Origin of the sequence: Pseudomonas sp. BBP2017 (assembly GCF_003024385.1) — a bacterium.
GTDB lineage: Bacteria > Pseudomonadota > Gammaproteobacteria > Pseudomonadales > Pseudomonadaceae > Aquipseudomonas.
The window spans coordinates 147,499-162,064 of record NZ_PVZN01000012.1; the positions used below are offsets into that span (position 1 = coordinate 147,499).

The 14,566-nt window shown below is 60.1% G+C and carries 11 protein-coding genes and 1 tRNA gene; 4 read left to right on the forward strand and 8 right to left on the reverse strand.

Translation table 11 applies throughout. The features are described from left to right. Nucleotides 1–9: 9 nt before the first annotated feature. Nucleotides 10–1,692, reverse strand: coding sequence for an NAD(P)/FAD-dependent oxidoreductase (locus C6382_RS16050; protein WP_107025383.1), 1,683 nt, complete (start codon nt 1,690–1,692; stop codon nt 10–12). Nucleotides 1,693–1,855: 163 nt separating this feature from the next. Next, a complete protein-coding gene (locus C6382_RS16055; protein WP_107025384.1) occupies nt 1,856–2,308 on the reverse strand; it encodes an Lrp/AsnC family transcriptional regulator in 453 nt (150 codons plus the stop codon). 252 nt (nt 2,309–2,560) lie between these two features. Here C6382_RS16055 and C6382_RS16060 point away from each other — a divergent pair, with 252 nt between their 5' ends. Next, the gene (locus tag C6382_RS16060; RefSeq protein WP_107025385.1) at nt 2,561–3,214 is read left to right on the forward strand and encodes a hypothetical protein; all 654 of its coding nucleotides are present in this window, start codon (nt 2,561–2,563) and stop codon (nt 3,212–3,214) included. A gap of 89 nt (nt 3,215–3,303) precedes the next feature. On the opposite strand, the gene C6382_RS16065 is transcribed toward C6382_RS16060, so the two are convergent. The 5 genes from C6382_RS16065 to rpsU form a co-directional block, all read right to left on the reverse strand. Continuing rightward, a tRNA-Ile gene (locus C6382_RS16065) sits at nt 3,304–3,380 on the reverse strand. Nucleotides 3,381–3,393: 13 nt separating this feature from the next. Next, nucleotides 3,394–7,137: a bifunctional diguanylate cyclase/phosphodiesterase gene (locus C6382_RS16070; protein WP_107025386.1), complete on the reverse strand. Its 3,744-nt coding sequence runs from the start codon at nt 7,135–7,137 to the stop codon at nt 3,394–3,396. Nucleotides 7,138–7,264: 127 nt separating this feature from the next. Beyond that, entirely contained in the window at nt 7,265–9,115 is a 1,851-nt protein-coding gene (gene rpoD / locus C6382_RS16075; protein ID WP_107025387.1) for an RNA polymerase sigma factor RpoD, read from the reverse strand. 68 nt (nt 9,116–9,183) lie between these two features. After that, a complete protein-coding gene (gene dnaG, locus C6382_RS16080) occupies nt 9,184–11,154 on the reverse strand; it encodes a DNA primase (RefSeq protein WP_107025388.1) in 1,971 nt (656 codons plus the stop codon). A 304-nt stretch (nt 11,155–11,458) separates the two neighbouring features. Then, the gene (gene rpsU / locus C6382_RS16085) at nt 11,459–11,674 is read right to left on the reverse strand and encodes a 30S ribosomal protein S21 (RefSeq protein WP_002551877.1); all 216 of its coding nucleotides are present in this window, start codon (nt 11,672–11,674) and stop codon (nt 11,459–11,461) included. 202 nt (nt 11,675–11,876) lie between these two features. Here rpsU and tsaD point away from each other — a divergent pair, with 202 nt between their 5' ends. After that, nucleotides 11,877–12,902, forward strand: coding sequence for a tRNA (adenosine(37)-N6)-threonylcarbamoyltransferase complex transferase subunit TsaD (tsaD, locus tag C6382_RS16090; RefSeq protein WP_107025389.1), 1,026 nt, complete (start codon nt 11,877–11,879; stop codon nt 12,900–12,902). Nucleotides 12,903–12,925: 23 nt separating this feature from the next. Here tsaD and plsY read toward each other — a convergent pair whose 3' ends face one another. Beyond that, nucleotides 12,926–13,495 (reverse strand): glycerol-3-phosphate 1-O-acyltransferase PlsY, encoded by a 570-nt coding sequence (gene plsY, locus C6382_RS16095; RefSeq protein ID WP_107025390.1) that lies wholly within the window; start codon nt 13,493–13,495, stop codon nt 12,926–12,928. Between the two features lie 74 nt (nt 13,496–13,569). Here plsY and folB point away from each other — a divergent pair, with 74 nt between their 5' ends. Both folB and folK read left to right on the forward strand, forming a co-directional pair. Next, nucleotides 13,570–13,923, forward strand: a complete 354-nt coding sequence (gene folB, locus C6382_RS16100) for a dihydroneopterin aldolase (protein WP_038606019.1) — start codon at nt 13,570–13,572, stop codon at nt 13,921–13,923. Next, nucleotides 13,914–14,423: a 2-amino-4-hydroxy-6-hydroxymethyldihydropteridine diphosphokinase gene (gene folK / locus C6382_RS16105; RefSeq protein ID WP_107025391.1), complete on the forward strand. Its 510-nt coding sequence runs from the start codon at nt 13,914–13,916 to the stop codon at nt 14,421–14,423. Before folB ends, folK begins: the two co-directional genes overlap by 10 nt. Nucleotides 14,424–14,566 lie beyond the last annotated feature (143 nt).

Sequence of the window (14,566 nt, forward strand, 5' to 3'; positions counted from 1 at the left end):
TTACTCCCGTTAGTCGGCCAGGGCGATCGGTCCGATTTCGTGGAATACATCGCCCGGGCCTGGGTTATCCGGATGGGTATGCCCACCGAAGTGATTCATGATACCCCACACCGCGTTGAGCGAGGTCTGCACCGCGCCTTCGACCCAGGCTGGGGTCCACGACACGTCGTCACCGGCGATGAAAATACCGCGCTGTTCGGCGGGCATGTCCTGCTGCATGAAGTGCGCGTACATACGCTGGTTGTAGCGGTAGTGCCCAGGCAGGGCGCCTTTGAAGGCCCCGAGGAAATGCGGGTCGGCTTCCCAGGACACGGTGATCGGATCGCCAATGATGTGGCCGGCGATGTCGACTTTCGGGTAGATCTTCTTCAGCGCGTCGAGCGCCAGTTTCACGCGTTTTTCCACCGGGTGCGGGAGCATCTTCAGGGCATCGCTCATCCACGAGTAGGACAGGCAGATGACCCCCGGCTTGTCGTCACCGTTGTCGAACAGGTACGTGCCACGGGTCAGGCGGTCGGTCAGGGTCATGCTCATCAGGTCGCGGCCGGTCTCTGGGTCCTTGTCTTTCCAGAATGGCCGGTCGACCATGACGAAGGTTTTCGACGACTGCATGTAGCGGGTGCGGTCCAGGGCCATCCACATCTTCTGCGAGAACAGCGATTCTTCGCATTCGATCTGGGTGGTCAGCAGCCAGCTCTGGCAGGTGGTGAGCACGGCGGCATAGTGGCGGGTGTCGCCCCAGTTGTCGGTCACCGCCAGGCGCCCGTCGGCGTCGCGAGCAATGCTCTTGACCCCCGGGCGCGGTGCGCCACGGTGCAGCGAGCTGAGGCTGGTGCCCTCCGGCCAGTGCGCGCAACGCTCGGGGACATGGCGCCAGATGCCCAGCGGCACCTGCTCGACACCACCGACCACCAGGTGTTGGTGATCGTCGCAATTGGTCATCACCACACGGAAGATTTCCAGCATCGAGTTGGGGAAGTCCGAGTCCCAGCCGCCGGTGCCGAAGCCGACCTGGCCGAACACTTCCCGGTGCAGGAAGCTGAGCTTGGCGAAGGCTTTGGAGGTGGCGACGAAGTCGTAGAAGGTGCGGTCGTCCCACTGCGGCACCAGGGTGTTCCACAGCGCTTTCAGGCGCGGCACATCACGATCGCGGATCGCCTGCTGGATATCGCCGAAGCGGGCGCCATCTTCCAGGGCATCGGCCCAGGCATCGGCGACCTCCTGGAACAGCTTTGGCAGGTCGGAGAGCTTTTCGGCGTAGTGGGTCTGGCCTTCCAGGTCGATGACCGTACTGCCGGATGCCGGAGTCAGCGGGTTGGGAAAGGGTTTGGTCTCAAGGCCCAGCTTGTCCACATAGTGATAGAACGCCGTGGACGATACCGGGAAACGCATGCCGCCCAATTCGGCGATGATCCCGTCGGTGCCTTCGAAGGTTTGCGAGCGCAAGCGCCCGCCCATCTTCGACGCTTCGTAGACGACCGGTTTGAGTCCCAGCTTCATCAGCTCGTACGCCGCCACCAGGCCGGCGATACCGGCACCGACAATCGCCACTTCTTCACCGTGGCGTTCGGTCGGGATACTGCCCAGGCCTGCGGGGTGCTCGATCCAGTCGTCGAAGGCGAACGGAAAATCCGGGCCGAAGATGGTGACAGGTTTCTTGCCGTCGGCGGGGTGGCGATTGTTCTTGTTCATAGATGACCTTGCCAGGGCTGCGCAGGATGCGGAGCTTGAGTATAGGGAAACGCTGGCGGTCAGTTTAGAGGGTGGGAGTTACGTAATTAAGATGCAGAGTGTCGTCTATTTGTGGCGTTTGTTGTCAGTATGCATGGTTGTTTCGTCATATCGTCAGGTCAGCTTACCCACGATCAACCTTGCTGCTGAGGATGATCGAGGTAGTGGTCTTTTCCACACCCTCGACACTGCCGATCTGGTCGAGTAGCTGGTCCAGCTGCTCCGGCGAATCACTGCGCAGCCATGCCACGTAGTCGAACTCGCCACTTACCGTGCACAGTTGCTGGACTTGTCCCATGGCACTGAGGCGGCGCACCACATCCTTGCCCGAGCGTGGTTGCACTTTGATCCCGACATAGGCCTGAAGGCCGCCGTCGATCAGGCGCTGGCCCAGGCGCACGCCATAGCCGCTGATGACCTTGGTCTTTTCCAGGCGCGCCAGACGCGAGGTCACCGTGGTGCGCGCGATGCCCAGCTGCCGGGCAAGCATGGCAACGCTTTCGCGGGCATTGATCTGCAGTAGCGAAATCAGCTGGCGGTCGATTTCGTCGAGGGCGACGGGACGGTTGTCGGGCATGGGGGCTCTCGGGTGTACGCTGAGCAGCGCGGTTCATGGCATAAACACGATAGCCTATCTAGCCCTTGAGCCTTCCGGCAAGGCGCTTGATTACAGTGGCATTGTTCGACTCAAGAGAGTGCCCGGTTCCCATATGGCTGGACGCAGAGGGTTAAGTATGGGGCCTTTGTGCCAGCGCCCTGTAGACAGTAGACTCGCCAGATTATCAGAGGCGCTATACGTGAGTAATTTGATGCACGAAGGAACCGCGTGGTGAGCAAGATCAATTTCGACGTAGATGCTGTTTATTGCATTTCGATCAAAGAGCGTAGCGACCGACGCGAGTTGTTTAATCAGACGGTTGGTAGTTTGATTCAAAACCCGGTGCATTTCCACTTGGTCGAGCGTAGCGACGACCCTGTCAGAGGTTGCTACGAATCACACCAGGCATTGGCACAGCTGGCGCTGACTGAAGGTTTGCAGCGAGTATTGATCTTCGAGGATGACGTCCAGGCCTATCCGCTGAAGGCGACGCCGATCCGTTGGGTAAACCGCTTTATCCGTACGCGCAAATTTGAAGTGCTGCACTTGGGCTACAGTATGGGCAGAATTTGGCTGACTTGGTTTCCTTACATCGCCCGCGGAAGGGTGGTGGCCCTCCATGCCTATATCCTTTCGCCTGAGGGTTGCCGGATTCTGGCAGAAACGCCTTATGACGGTACGCCGGTCGATGTGATGTTCAAGCAGCGGATCAAACAGCACTGCGTATTCCCGATGTTGTTTCGTCAATATGCGGCGTCAGCAACAGGCAGCGATATTGAATCAGTGATCAAGAACGAGGATGAGTTCTGGGAGCGTAACTGGCACAAACACCGGCTTTCTCCCCTGAAAAACTTCTGGCGCACCCTGTTCCGAGTGCGTTTCTGAGGCTGGAGCATCAGGGGAGGGGCTGGAGGCAATGAGACTGTAGGTTTACCTCAGATAAGTAAAAACCGCGCAATGCGCGGCTTTCAAACTGGTGGGCCCACACGGACTCGAACCGTGGACCAAAGGATTATGAGTCCTCTGCTCTAACCAACTGAGCTATAGGCCCCAGTGGTCGCGGATTATAACGAGGGTTTCCAGGCTGTGCCATCCGAAAGATCCGAAACTGCTATACGAAGGAATGATGCGGCGAATTCCTCCGCAGGTAGCGGCAGGCTGACGATGTAACCCTGGATCTGTTCGCAGCCTTCGGCGGCAAGAAATTGCTGTTGGGCCTGGTTCTCGACGCCTTCGGCAATGATGGTCAATTGCATGCTGCGCCCCAGGGCAATGATTGCCCGGGCGATGGCCGCATCGTGGGGGTCATCCGGCAGGCCGCGAATGAACGATTGGTCGATCTTGAGGATGTCCAGCGGCAGGCGCTTGAGGTAACTCAGTGACGAGTAGCCGGTGCCAAAGTCGTCGATTGCCAGTTGCACTCCCAGACGCTTGAGCTGGTGGAGAATGGCCAGGGCTTCTTCGGCCTGGCTCATGATGAAGTTCTCGGTGATTTCCAGTTGCAGGTCACCGGCTTTGAGCTGGTGGGTCTTGAGCAACTGCTCAATGCGTTTGATCAGGCTGGTTTGACGCAGCTGGGCGCCGGCCAGGTTGACCGACAGCGGGCCAAAGGCCTGGTAGCTTTTCTTCCAGGCCTGCATTTGCCGGCAAGCCTGCTCCAGGACCCAGTCACCCAATTGCAGAATCATGCCGTTCTCTTCAGCCAGGCCGATGAAATGTTCTGGAGGAACGTCGCCAAGCAGCGGGTGGGTCCAGCGAATCAGGGCCTCGGCGCCCACCAGGCTGTGGGTTTTCAGGCTGAGTTTGGGCTGGTAGCTCAAGCTCAGCTCATTGCGCTCTATGGCCCGGCGCAATTCGTGCTCCAGGGCAATGCGCTCGCTGGCCTGGGCCGTGAGGTCGCGGGTGTAGCATTCGATTCGGTTGCGGCCTTTGGCCTTGGAGCGGTACATCGCCGCGTCGGCATTGCGGATCAGTGAAGCGACATCGGTGCCATCCTGTGGGTACAGGCTGGTGCCAATGCTGGCGCTGGTGAAGAACTCGTGTTCACCGGCCTGGAAAGGTGCGCTGAAGCAGGCCAGCAGTTTGTTGGCGATAAGGCTGGCGTCGCTGGGCTGGTGCAGACCGGGCAGCAGGATGATGAACTCATCGCCACCCAGGCGCGCCACGGTGTCGATATCGCGCACCTGTTCTTTCAGGCGTTGGGCGATGCCCTTGAGCAGCAGGTCGCCGACCGGATGGCCAAGGCTGTCGTTGATGTGCTTGAAGCGGTCGAGGTCCAGAAACAGCACGGCCCCCTGGCGCTTGGAGCTGTGGGCACAGGTGAGGGCCGCTTGCAGGCGGTTTTCGAACAGCGTGCGGTTGGGCAAGCCTGTGAGTGGGTCGTGGTGGGCCTGGTAGTCGAGTTTCGCCTGGGCATGCTTGAGGCTGGAAATATCGGCGAACACCGCGACAAAGTGGGTGATGGCCCGCTCGCTGTTGCGCACGGCACTGATGGTCAGCCAGCTGGGATACAGCTCGCCATTTTTGCGCCGGTTGTGGATTTCGCCCTGCCAATGCCCTTCGGCGGTCAACTGGTGCCACATGGCGGCATAAAAAGCGCTGTCGTGCTGGCCCGAGGCGAGCAGGCGCGGTGTCTGCCCCAAGGCTTCGAATTCGCTGTAGCCGGTGATTTCGCTGAACGCCCGGTTGACGGCACTGATGCGCTGCTCGGTGTCAGTGATCAACACGCCTTCGGCGGTATTTTCAAACACAGTGGCGGCCAGTTGCAGTTTTTCCTGCATCAGGTGGCGTTCGGTGATGTCGCGGGCGATGGTCAGCATGCAGTCGACACCGGCTATCGGTAATGGCCGGGCAGAGAGTTCGCACAGGCGTATCTGGCCGTCGCTGCGACGGATGTGGCAGCTGAAGTCACGGACGAAGCCGTCTTTTTTCAGCATTTCCAGCAGGCGTCGACGTTCGTTGAGGTCCACCCAGATGCCCAGGTCCAGGGAGGTATGATCCAGCGATACTTGACTGTCGAAGCCTGTCAGGCGGCAGAAGCCTTCATTGACCTCAAGCAGCAAGCCATCGCTCTGGCGTGACAGCAGCAGGCCGTCAGGGGAGGCGTGGAAGGCTTTGGCGAATTTCTCTTCAGAGGTTTGCAGTTGCTCCTGGGTTTCCTTGAGCTGGCTGATATCGCGCACGGCCACAACCAGCGCTGGCGTGTTGTCGAGCTCAAAGGTTTGCGCCGAGATCAAACCGGTGAACAACTGGCCGTTGCTGCGTCGGAACAGCGTTTCCAGGTTGCGTATGTTGCCTGATTGCAGGCGCAGGAGTAATCCTGGGCCGATCCCGTCGACTCCCCAGATGCTCAACTCTGTAGCGGTGCGGCCAATGACCTGTGCCGAGCTCAGGCCGATCTGCTCTTCGAAGGCCTCGTTGACCTCCAGCAGGCAGCCGTCGCTGAGGCGGGCGATCAGCAGGATGTCCGGGCATTGCTGGAATACCGAGGCGAATTTCTGCTCCGACAGACGCAGGGCATCCTCGGCATTCTTGGTTTCGCTGATATCGATCATCAGGCCGCGCATCACGGGTTTATGTCCGTGTTCGATCAGGCTGACGATATCGCGTACCCAAAGGCTGCGGCCATCGGCGCGAATTACCCGGTAATCGAGGCTGTGGTCGCGCCCGGCAGCGGTCTCGCTGTCGCAGTAGGCTTGGGCCCAAAGGGCGTCGTCGGGGTGAATGATGCTGCGCCAGAAGCCCGGGCGCAGCCAATGACCTAGCGGGTAGCCGAGCAGGTCTTCGGCATGCGGCGAGACGTAGCTGTAGGTGAAGTCATTGGCATCGGCTTCCCAGGCGATTGCCGAGAGGCTTTCGATCAGGCCACGGTAGTGGTATTCGCTGCTGCGCAGTTCCTGTTCCAGGGCGATGCGCCGGGAGATCTCCGAGCTCAGCCGCCTGTTGACCCGCATCATTGCCGCCAGTATCGCCACCAACAGCAGGATGCCGGGCAGTCCGTAGATCAACAGATCGTTCCACAAGGCTCGATGATCCAGGACATTGCCGACCCAGCGCTCCTGAATCTTGCTGACTTCACTGGCGCTCATGTCGGCCATGACCTTGTCGAGGATGCCGGCCAGGATCTTTTGCTCCTGCGGTACGGCCATGGCCAGTTGATAGCGGTAGGTGGTTTCGCCGCTTACATACAGGCCGTCGAGCTTGAGCTGGCGCAGGCTCCAGATACTGGATGCGAGATCGCCGACCACTGCGTCGACTTCATCGGTGGCCAGTGCCTGCAGGGTCGAGCTGACATTGGGCAGGGCGACCAGGTTCAGGTCGGGGTGATGGGTGCGCAGTAGTTCATGGGGAGCATAGTTCTCTACCACGGCAATCTTTAGCCCGTAGAGCTCCTTCAGGTTGCGCGGCTGTGCCCCGCCTTCATGGGCCAGGATGACGATCGGGAAATCCAGGTAGGGGCGGGTGAAGGCCAGGAACCCCTGGCGCTCCGGTATCGACATGATGCCTGGAAGCAAATCCAGCTTGTTTTGTCGTGCCTGTTCAAGCACGGCTGTCCAGCTGGACGGCTCGACCGGTTTGAACACCACGCCCAGTCGTTCCTGGATAAGGGCAATGTAGTCGGCAGCCAATCCCTGGTAGCGACCGTCCTGGTCACGGTATTCAAACGGTGGCCAGGATGCGTCGACGCCGAGGCGCAGCTGCGGGTGAGCGCTGAGCCAGGCTTGTTCTTCGTCGGTCAGGGTCAAGGCGCCGGCCGTTGCGCTCCAGAGCATCTGGAGGAACAACAGGAGGGCCGGCATTTTGGGCATAACGGCCTCGTCACACAGGTGGACTGATTCGAGTGTAGACGGGCATTTCTGTGCCAGGGTAGTGGCGAAAGTCTTAAAGTGTGTGATCGCAGAAAAGAAAAACCCCGGCCTGGGCCGGGGTTCGTCATCACTCGTCGAGGAAGGAGCGCAAATGCTCGCTTCGCGTCGGGTGGCGCAGCTTGCGCAGCGCCTTGGCTTCAATCTGACGGATCCGTTCACGGGTCACGTCGAACTGCTTGCCGACCTCTTCGAGGGTGTGATCGGTGTTCATGTCGATACCGAAACGCATGCGCAGCACTTTGGCTTCACGTGCAGTCAGACCGGAGAGCACATCACGGGTCGCTTCCTTGAGGCTTTCGACCGTGGCGACATCGATTGGCGACTGCATGGTCGAGTCTTCGATGAAATCACCCAGGTGCGAATCTTCGTCATCGCCGATCGGGGTTTCCATGGAGATCGGCTCTTTGGCGATCTTCAATACCTTACGGATTTTGTCCTCAGGCATTTCCATGCGCTCACCCAGCTCTTCCGGGGTCGGTTCACGACCCATTTCCTGCAGCATCTGCCGGGAAATTCGGTTGAGCTTGTTGATCGTCTCGATCATGTGCACCGGAATACGGATGGTGCGGGCCTGGTCGGCGATCGAGCGGGTGATCGCCTGGCGAATCCACCAGGTGGCATAGGTCGAGAACTTGTAACCGCGACGGTATTCGAACTTGTCCACCGCCTTCATCAGGCCGATGTTGCCTTCCTGGATCAGGTCGAGGAACTGCAGGCCGCGGTTGGTGTACTTTTTGGCGATCGAGATAACCAGACGCAGGTTGGCCTCAACCATCTCTTTCTTCGCCCGGCGAGCCTTGGCTTCACCGATCGACATGCGACGGTTGATGTCCTTGATCTCGGCGATGGTCAGACCGGTTTCGCTTTCCAGGTCGATCAGCTTCTGCTGGCAGGCGACGATGGCGTCGTTCTTCTCGCCCAGCGCGGCGGCCCACTTGGTGCTGCGCTTGGAAAGATCACCGCTCCAGGTCTGGTCGGTCTCGTTGCTCGGGAACAGGCGCAGGAAGTCGGCGCGTGGCATGCGTGCGTCACGGACACACAGTTGCATGATGGCGCGTTCTTGCTGACGCAGACGATCCAGGGCACTGCGAACGCGTTCGACCAGTACTTCGAACTGCTTTGGCACCAGCTTGATCGGCATGAACAGTTCTGCCAGTTCAAGCATCGCCTTGAGGCTGTCCTTGTGCTGGCGGCCGTTCTTTTTCAGCACTTTGAGGGTGGCGTTCAGTTGTTCCTGGACGGCACCAAAGCGCTGCTGAGCGACGACTGGGTCGGGACCGCTTTCGGTCTCTTCCTCATCGTCACTGCCTTCTTTCTCTTCGTCTTCATCGTCGTCGGCTTCGGCCTTGGCCGGTGCTTTCGGATCGACTGGCGGTGGTACTTCGGCCGGCGGGGCGATGCCGTCGTCCGGGTCGATGTAGCCGCTGAGAACATCCGACAGGCGGCCGCCTTCGGCGGTTACCCGGTCGTATTCGCTGAGAATGTAGTCGACAGTACCCGGGAAGTGGGCAATAGCGCCCATGACTTCGCGAATACCTTCTTCGATACGCTTGGCGATTTCGATCTCGCCTTCGCGGGTCAGCAGCTCGACGGTACCCATTTCACGCATGTACATGCGCACTGGGTCAGTCGTGCGACCGATATCGGTTTCGACAGCCGCCAACGCAGCGGCGGCTTCTTCAGCTGCAGCTTCGTCGGTATCGGCTTCGGCCAACAAAAGGGCATCCGCATCCGGAGCACTCTCGAATACGTTGATCCCCATGTCGTTAATCATGCGGATGATGTCTTCCACCTGCTCCGGATCTGAAATATCCTCTGGCAGGTGGTCGTTGACCTCCGCGTAAGTCAGGTAGCCCTGCTCACGACCGCGGGTGATCAACTCTTTGATGCGAGACTGCTGTTGCGCTTTTCCGGACATAACACCCTATCCACTGAAGGTCTTGGCGGGCAAAAAAACAAGCCGAGGATTATACCCGAGCTAGGACCTCACGCGCCAGTTGAGGTCGGGGTTTGTGCGGGAACATTCCGGCTTAACAGGTCGCGCAGCTGATTTTTTTCCTCTGCGCTCAGTTCACTTTGACGTGCTTTCCTGAGCAGATGTTCCAGGCTTCGCTCGCGTTGGCGAGCGGACAAGCTAGTTATAGTGTCGAAAAACTGTTGTTCAAGGTTGTCGGCATCGATCAGCCATTCCTTTTCCGCTAATGCCCGCAATAAACGACCTTGTTCGGTGCCATGCCAGCGGGCGATCAGCTGTAGTGAGCGTAGCTCAGGATTCTTTTGCAATGCCTCGAGCAGCGCCACCAGCAGCTGGGCGTAGACGTGTTCTTCGGCCGCGAAATGGCCGGCGTCTTCGACCTTCTTGGCCAGCTGCGGATGGTGCAGCAGGGTGCGCAGGGCGCTCAAAGTCGGGGGTTCCACCGAGGTTGGCACTCGTGGTGGTGCATCCTGGCGTTGACCATTGCGTTCCCAGGGTTTGCCCTTCTTGTCCCACGGCTTGCCTTCCCATTTCTTCTTGCCGCCCTTGTTCGGCGTCCACTGCTGTTGCGGCGGCGCGTACTCGGGTTGGTGGAAGTCGCCGTAATCCGGGGTGTAGTCGGGAATGGCGTCGTAATCGATGCCTGGGTCGTAGCTGGGCGGCGCTTCGGTGGGTGCGCTATGGCTCAGTTGCTCGACCTGCTGGTTGTCGAGCCCGGTGATTTCCTTGAGGCGATTGCGCATCAGGGCGCGCAGGTTGGCACCGGGTACTTTTTCGATCAACGGTGCTGCCAGGGTGGCCATGTGCGCCTTGCCCTCAAGCGAGCGCGGGTCGGCTTCTTCGGTCAACTGCTGGAAAAAGTAGTCGGCCAGAGGCTGGGCATGCTGGTTGACGCGGGCGCGAAACGCGTCAGTGCCTTCGGCGCGGATCAGGGTGTCCGGGTCTTCGCCTTCGGGCAGGAACAGGAAGCGCGCTTTACGGCCGTCCTGCAGGCTCGAAAGGGTGGCCTCCAAGGCGCGCCAGGCGGCATTGCGGCCGGCCTGGTCGCCGTCGAAGCAGAACAGTACGCTGGGTACTACGCGAAACAGGCGCTTGAGGTGTTCTTCGCTGGTGGCGGTGCCCAGGGTCGCCACCGCATTGCGCAGGCCTTGCTGGGCCAGGGCGATGACATCCATGTAGCCTTCAACGACGATGATTTCATCGAGATTGCGGTTGAACTTGCGCGCTTCGTAGAGGCCGTACAGCTCCTGGCCCTTGTGGAACACCGGGGTTTCCGGGGAGTTCAGGTACTTGGGCTTGTCGTCGCCCAGTACCCGGCCGCCAAAGGCGATAACCCGGCCGCGGCTGTCGCGGATCGGAAACATGACCCGGTCACGGAAGCGATCGTAGCGCTTGCCGGACTCGGCGTTCTCGATCAGCAGGCCGGCATCGATCATGGCCTTTTGTTGCAGGGTATCGCTGCTCAAGTGTTTGAACAGGTTGTCCCAGCCGGGCGGGGCGTAGCCGAGGCCGAAGTCGCGAGCGATTTCTCCGGACAGGCCACGGCCCTTGAGGTATTCCACGGCTGACCGGCGGGTCGGGTGGCTCTTCAGGGCTTGACGATAAAACTCGGCAGCCGCTTCCAGCAGGGGGTACAGCGGCGAGTCGGTGGGTTGCCGGGGCTTTTGCCCGCGTCCGCCTTCCTCGCGGGGGATCTCCATGCCGGCAGCCTTGGCCAGTTCCTCGACGGCCTGGGGAAAGTCCAGGTTGTCGTGGTCCATGATGAAGCCAAGGGCGTTACCGCCCGCGCCGCAGCCGAAGCAGTAGTAGAACTGCTTGTCGGGACTGACGCTGAAAGACGGGGTTTTTTCCTTGTGGAACGGGCAGCAGGCGGTGAGGTTCTTGCCGGCCTTTTTCAGCTGCACGCGCGAACTCACCACATCGACGATGTCGGTACGGTTGAGGAGGTCGTCGATGAAGCTTTGGGGAATCAGCCCGGCCATGGCACTCTCATCATCAGGCGATAAGCAAGTGTAATCGCTAATGCTGCGGGAACGGCTGCGCGTTCGAGCGATGTCGAATGGCGTAACACAAAATTCGGAAAGACGTGCTCGTCTGTAGCCGGTGAAGGCTCGTCAGTAATGACGTGCACAGCTGGCGTTGAGGCCAGTTCTGACGTTTCAGGCAGGTTGTCCGCACTGCAGGGCAATGGGACGCCTCGGGCACAAAGGCCTGAGGGTGGAGCAGCTACTGCCGGCAGCCCGGCTTTGGGCCGGGCGAGGCAGAAGCTTGCGACGAGCGCCTGTATTAGTACAGACGAACGGCGCGGCGCTGTTCGCGCTGAACTTTCTTGGCGTGACGTTTAACAGCGGCTGCTGCTTTGCGCTTACGCTCAGAAGTCGGCTTCTCGTAAAATTCGCGGCTACGAACTTCAGCCAGAACACCGGCTTTTTCGCAGGAGCGCTTGAAACGACGCAGAGCTACGTCGAAGGGTTCATTCTCTTTAACTTTGACGGCTGGCATCCAGAGCTACCTTCATTCATTACCGGGGGTCAACGAACTCGTGGCAAAACTGTGCACTGGAGAACGTCGGTTTTTAAGGGTTGCGGATGTTAACCCTTAGCCAGCCGGAATGCAAAGCCTCTGATCGAAAACCGCTGGTCGGCACCGGGAGTGGGGACTATCATGCGCGCCTTCGAATTCAGCCTCCACAAGGCGCAGACCCATGCTAGTACTGGGATTAGAAACATCCTGCGACGAAACCGGCGTCGCATTATACGACAGTGAACGCGGTCTTTTGGCCGATGCATTGTTCAGTCAGATCGACCTGCACCGTGCCTATGGCGGCGTGGTGCCGGAGCTGGCCTCACGTGATCACGTCAAGCGCATGCTGCCGTTGATCCGCCAGGTGCTGGACGAGGCCGACTGTGTCGCTACCGAAATCGATGCCATTGCCTATACCGCCGGCCCCGGGCTGGTCGGCGCACTGTTGGTGGGGGCGTCCTGCGCCCAGGCCCTGGCGTTTGCCTGGGGTATTCCGGCGTTGGGCGTGCATCACATGGAAGGTCATTTGCTCGCGCCGATGCTCGAGGAACAGCCGCCTGAGTTCCCGTTCGTCGCCTTGCTGGTGTCCGGTGGACATACCCAGTTGGTGCGCGTGGATGGCATCGGTCGTTATGAGCTGCTGGGTGAAACCCTTGATGATGCAGCGGGCGAGGCGTTCGACAAGACTGCCAAGCTGATGGGGCTGAATTATCCAGGTGGCCCGGAAATCGCCCGTCTAGCGACCCAGGGCGTCCCCGGTCGTTTCGTTTTCCCGCGGCCGATGACCGATCGCCCAGGCCTGGATTTCAGCTTCAGCGGCCTCAAGACCTTCGCCCTGAACACCTGGCAGCAGTGCCAGAAAGCTGGAGACGACGGCGAGCAAACTCGTTGCGACGTGTCGCTGGCCTTCCAGCAGGCGGTGGTGGAGACTTTGACCATCAAGTGCAAGCGTGCCTTGAAGCAGACCGGCCTGAAGCGCTTAGTGATTGCTGGAGGCGTCAGTGCCAACAAGGCGTTGCGGACTTCGTTGGAAGAGATGCTCTCGGGCATCAAGGGCAATGTCTACTACGCCCGGCCACAGTTTTGCACCGATAACGGCGCCATGATCGCCTATGCCGGTTGCCAGCGACTGGCTGCGGGGCAGCAGGAAAGCCTGGCGATCAGCGTGCAGGCGCGCTGGCCGATGGAGCAGTTGGCCCCGCTGTGATTAGCGGCGCTCATGCAGATGATTCAGAAATGCCGTTCGCGGCCGGCCAAAAGGTCGCGTAGATTGCCGCGGTGACGCCAGACGATCAGCACGGTCAGCACGCTGATTGGCAGCAGCGCTTGCGGCTCGCGCCAGGCCAGCAGCGGCAGGGTCAGGGGTGTGGCGATCAGTGCCGCGAGGGAGCTGGTACGGGTCAGGTAGAAAGTCAGCAGCCAGGCGCAGATGGCCAGGAGTGCTGCTGGCGGGTAGAGCCCCAGTAACAGGCCGGCGGCGGTGGCGACACCTTTGCCGCCGCGAAAGCAGAAGTACACCGGGAACAGGTGGCCGATGACCGCACACACGCCGATCCAGGCCTGTTGCTGCAGATCAAGGCCGGCAAGACTGGCGATCAGCACCGGCAACAAGCCCTTGCACAGGTCGCCAAGCAGGGTCAGGACCGCCAGTTTGCGGCCGGCCAGGCGCAGCATGTTGGTTGCACCGGCATTGCCAGAACCGCTCATGCGCGGGTCCGGGCTGCCATTGAGGCGGCTGAGGAGAATGGCAAAGGACAGCGAGCCAAGCAGGTAGGCGAGCAGCGCCAGTAACCAAAACATGCTAACTATTCCGGGCGAGGACGCCCTGATTCTAACGGCGCCAGTCGCCCTTGTCGTGCAGTGGAGAGAAGTGCTTGGACAGAGTGTTCATCGAAGGTCTGGAAGTCGATACCGTCATCGGTGCCTATGACTGGGAGCGCGGGATTCGCCAGTGCCTGCGCCTGGACCTGCGTTTTGCCTGGGACAACCGGCCGGCAGCGGCGGGCGATGACCTGACCCTGGCCCTGGACTACGCCAGTGTGACTGCGCGTATCCAGGCGTTCGCCGAACAATCCGAGTTCCAGTTGGTCGAGACCTTCGCCGAGCGCCTGGCTGCGGTGCTGATGAGTGAGTTTCAGATTCCCTGGCTGCAGCTCAAACTGACCAAGCCCGGTGCCGTATCGGCCGCCACTGGAGTGGGCGTGGAGATTGAGCGCGGATGTCTCTGAACCGGGTTTACCTTGGCCTTGGCAGCAATGTCGAGCGTGAGCGGCATTTGACTGCGGGCCTGGAGGCGCTGGCTGTTTTTCTTCAGGGCATGCAGTGTTCGGCAGTGTTCGAGAGCCAGGCTGTGGGAATCAAAAGCGGCCCGTTCTTCAATCTGGTGGTGACCGGGCTGACCGATATGCCGTTGATGGAGCTGGACCGTCGGCTCAAGTTCATCGAGGCTGATAACGGCCGCTATGCGCCAGAGCGCAAAGGCCTGCCGCTGGATATCGATGTGCTGATGTACAGCGATCTGCACGGCAGTTTTGACGGGTTGGTGCTGCCCCGCGCCGAGATTCTCAAGAATGCCTTCGTGCTGTGGCCGCTTTCGTTGATTGCCCCTGGGTTGGTGCATCCGGGGGTCGGAAAAACCATGAGCCAGTTGTGGGAAGAGGCGCAGATCGAGCAAGTGCTTGCGCCAGTACCCTTTGAGTGGCGTGGGCAGCAGTTGACCTGTCTCTGAGATTGTTTTGATCCCTATCGCGGGGCAAGCCCGCTTGTGTCTATGGCCGGAAGTAAACTCTAGGGTGAGAGAGGTGGATGGCAAGCTGTGAGTCCGCGGTGCTTAAAGCACGAGTGGGAGCAAAGCTGCCATCCACCTTTCCA

Coding starts and splice junctions, on each gene's coding strand:
- folK (WP_107025391.1), top strand. CDS start 13,914: ATGTCTCTGAACCGGGTTTACCTTGGCCTTGGCAGCAATGTCGAGCGT.
- dnaG (WP_107025388.1), bottom strand. CDS start 11,154: ATGGCCGGGCTGATTCCCCAAAGCTTCATCGACGACCTCCTCAACCGT.
- tsaD (WP_107025389.1), top strand. CDS start 11,877: ATGCTAGTACTGGGATTAGAAACATCCTGCGACGAAACCGGCGTCGCA.
- plsY (WP_107025390.1), bottom strand. CDS start 13,495: ATGTTTTGGTTACTGGCGCTGCTCGCCTACCTGCTTGGCTCGCTGTCC.
- C6382_RS16055 (WP_107025384.1), bottom strand. CDS start 2,308: ATGCCCGACAACCGTCCCGTCGCCCTCGACGAAATCGACCGCCAGCTG.
- rpoD (WP_107025387.1), bottom strand. CDS start 9,115: ATGTCCGGAAAAGCGCAACAGCAGTCTCGCATCAAAGAGTTGATCACC.
- C6382_RS16070 (WP_107025386.1), bottom strand. CDS start 7,137: ATGCCCAAAATGCCGGCCCTCCTGTTGTTCCTCCAGATGCTCTGGAGC.
- rpsU (WP_002551877.1), bottom strand. CDS start 11,674: ATGCCAGCCGTCAAAGTTAAAGAGAATGAACCCTTCGACGTAGCTCTG.
- C6382_RS16050 (WP_107025383.1), bottom strand. CDS start 1,692: ATGAACAAGAACAATCGCCACCCCGCCGACGGCAAGAAACCTGTCACC.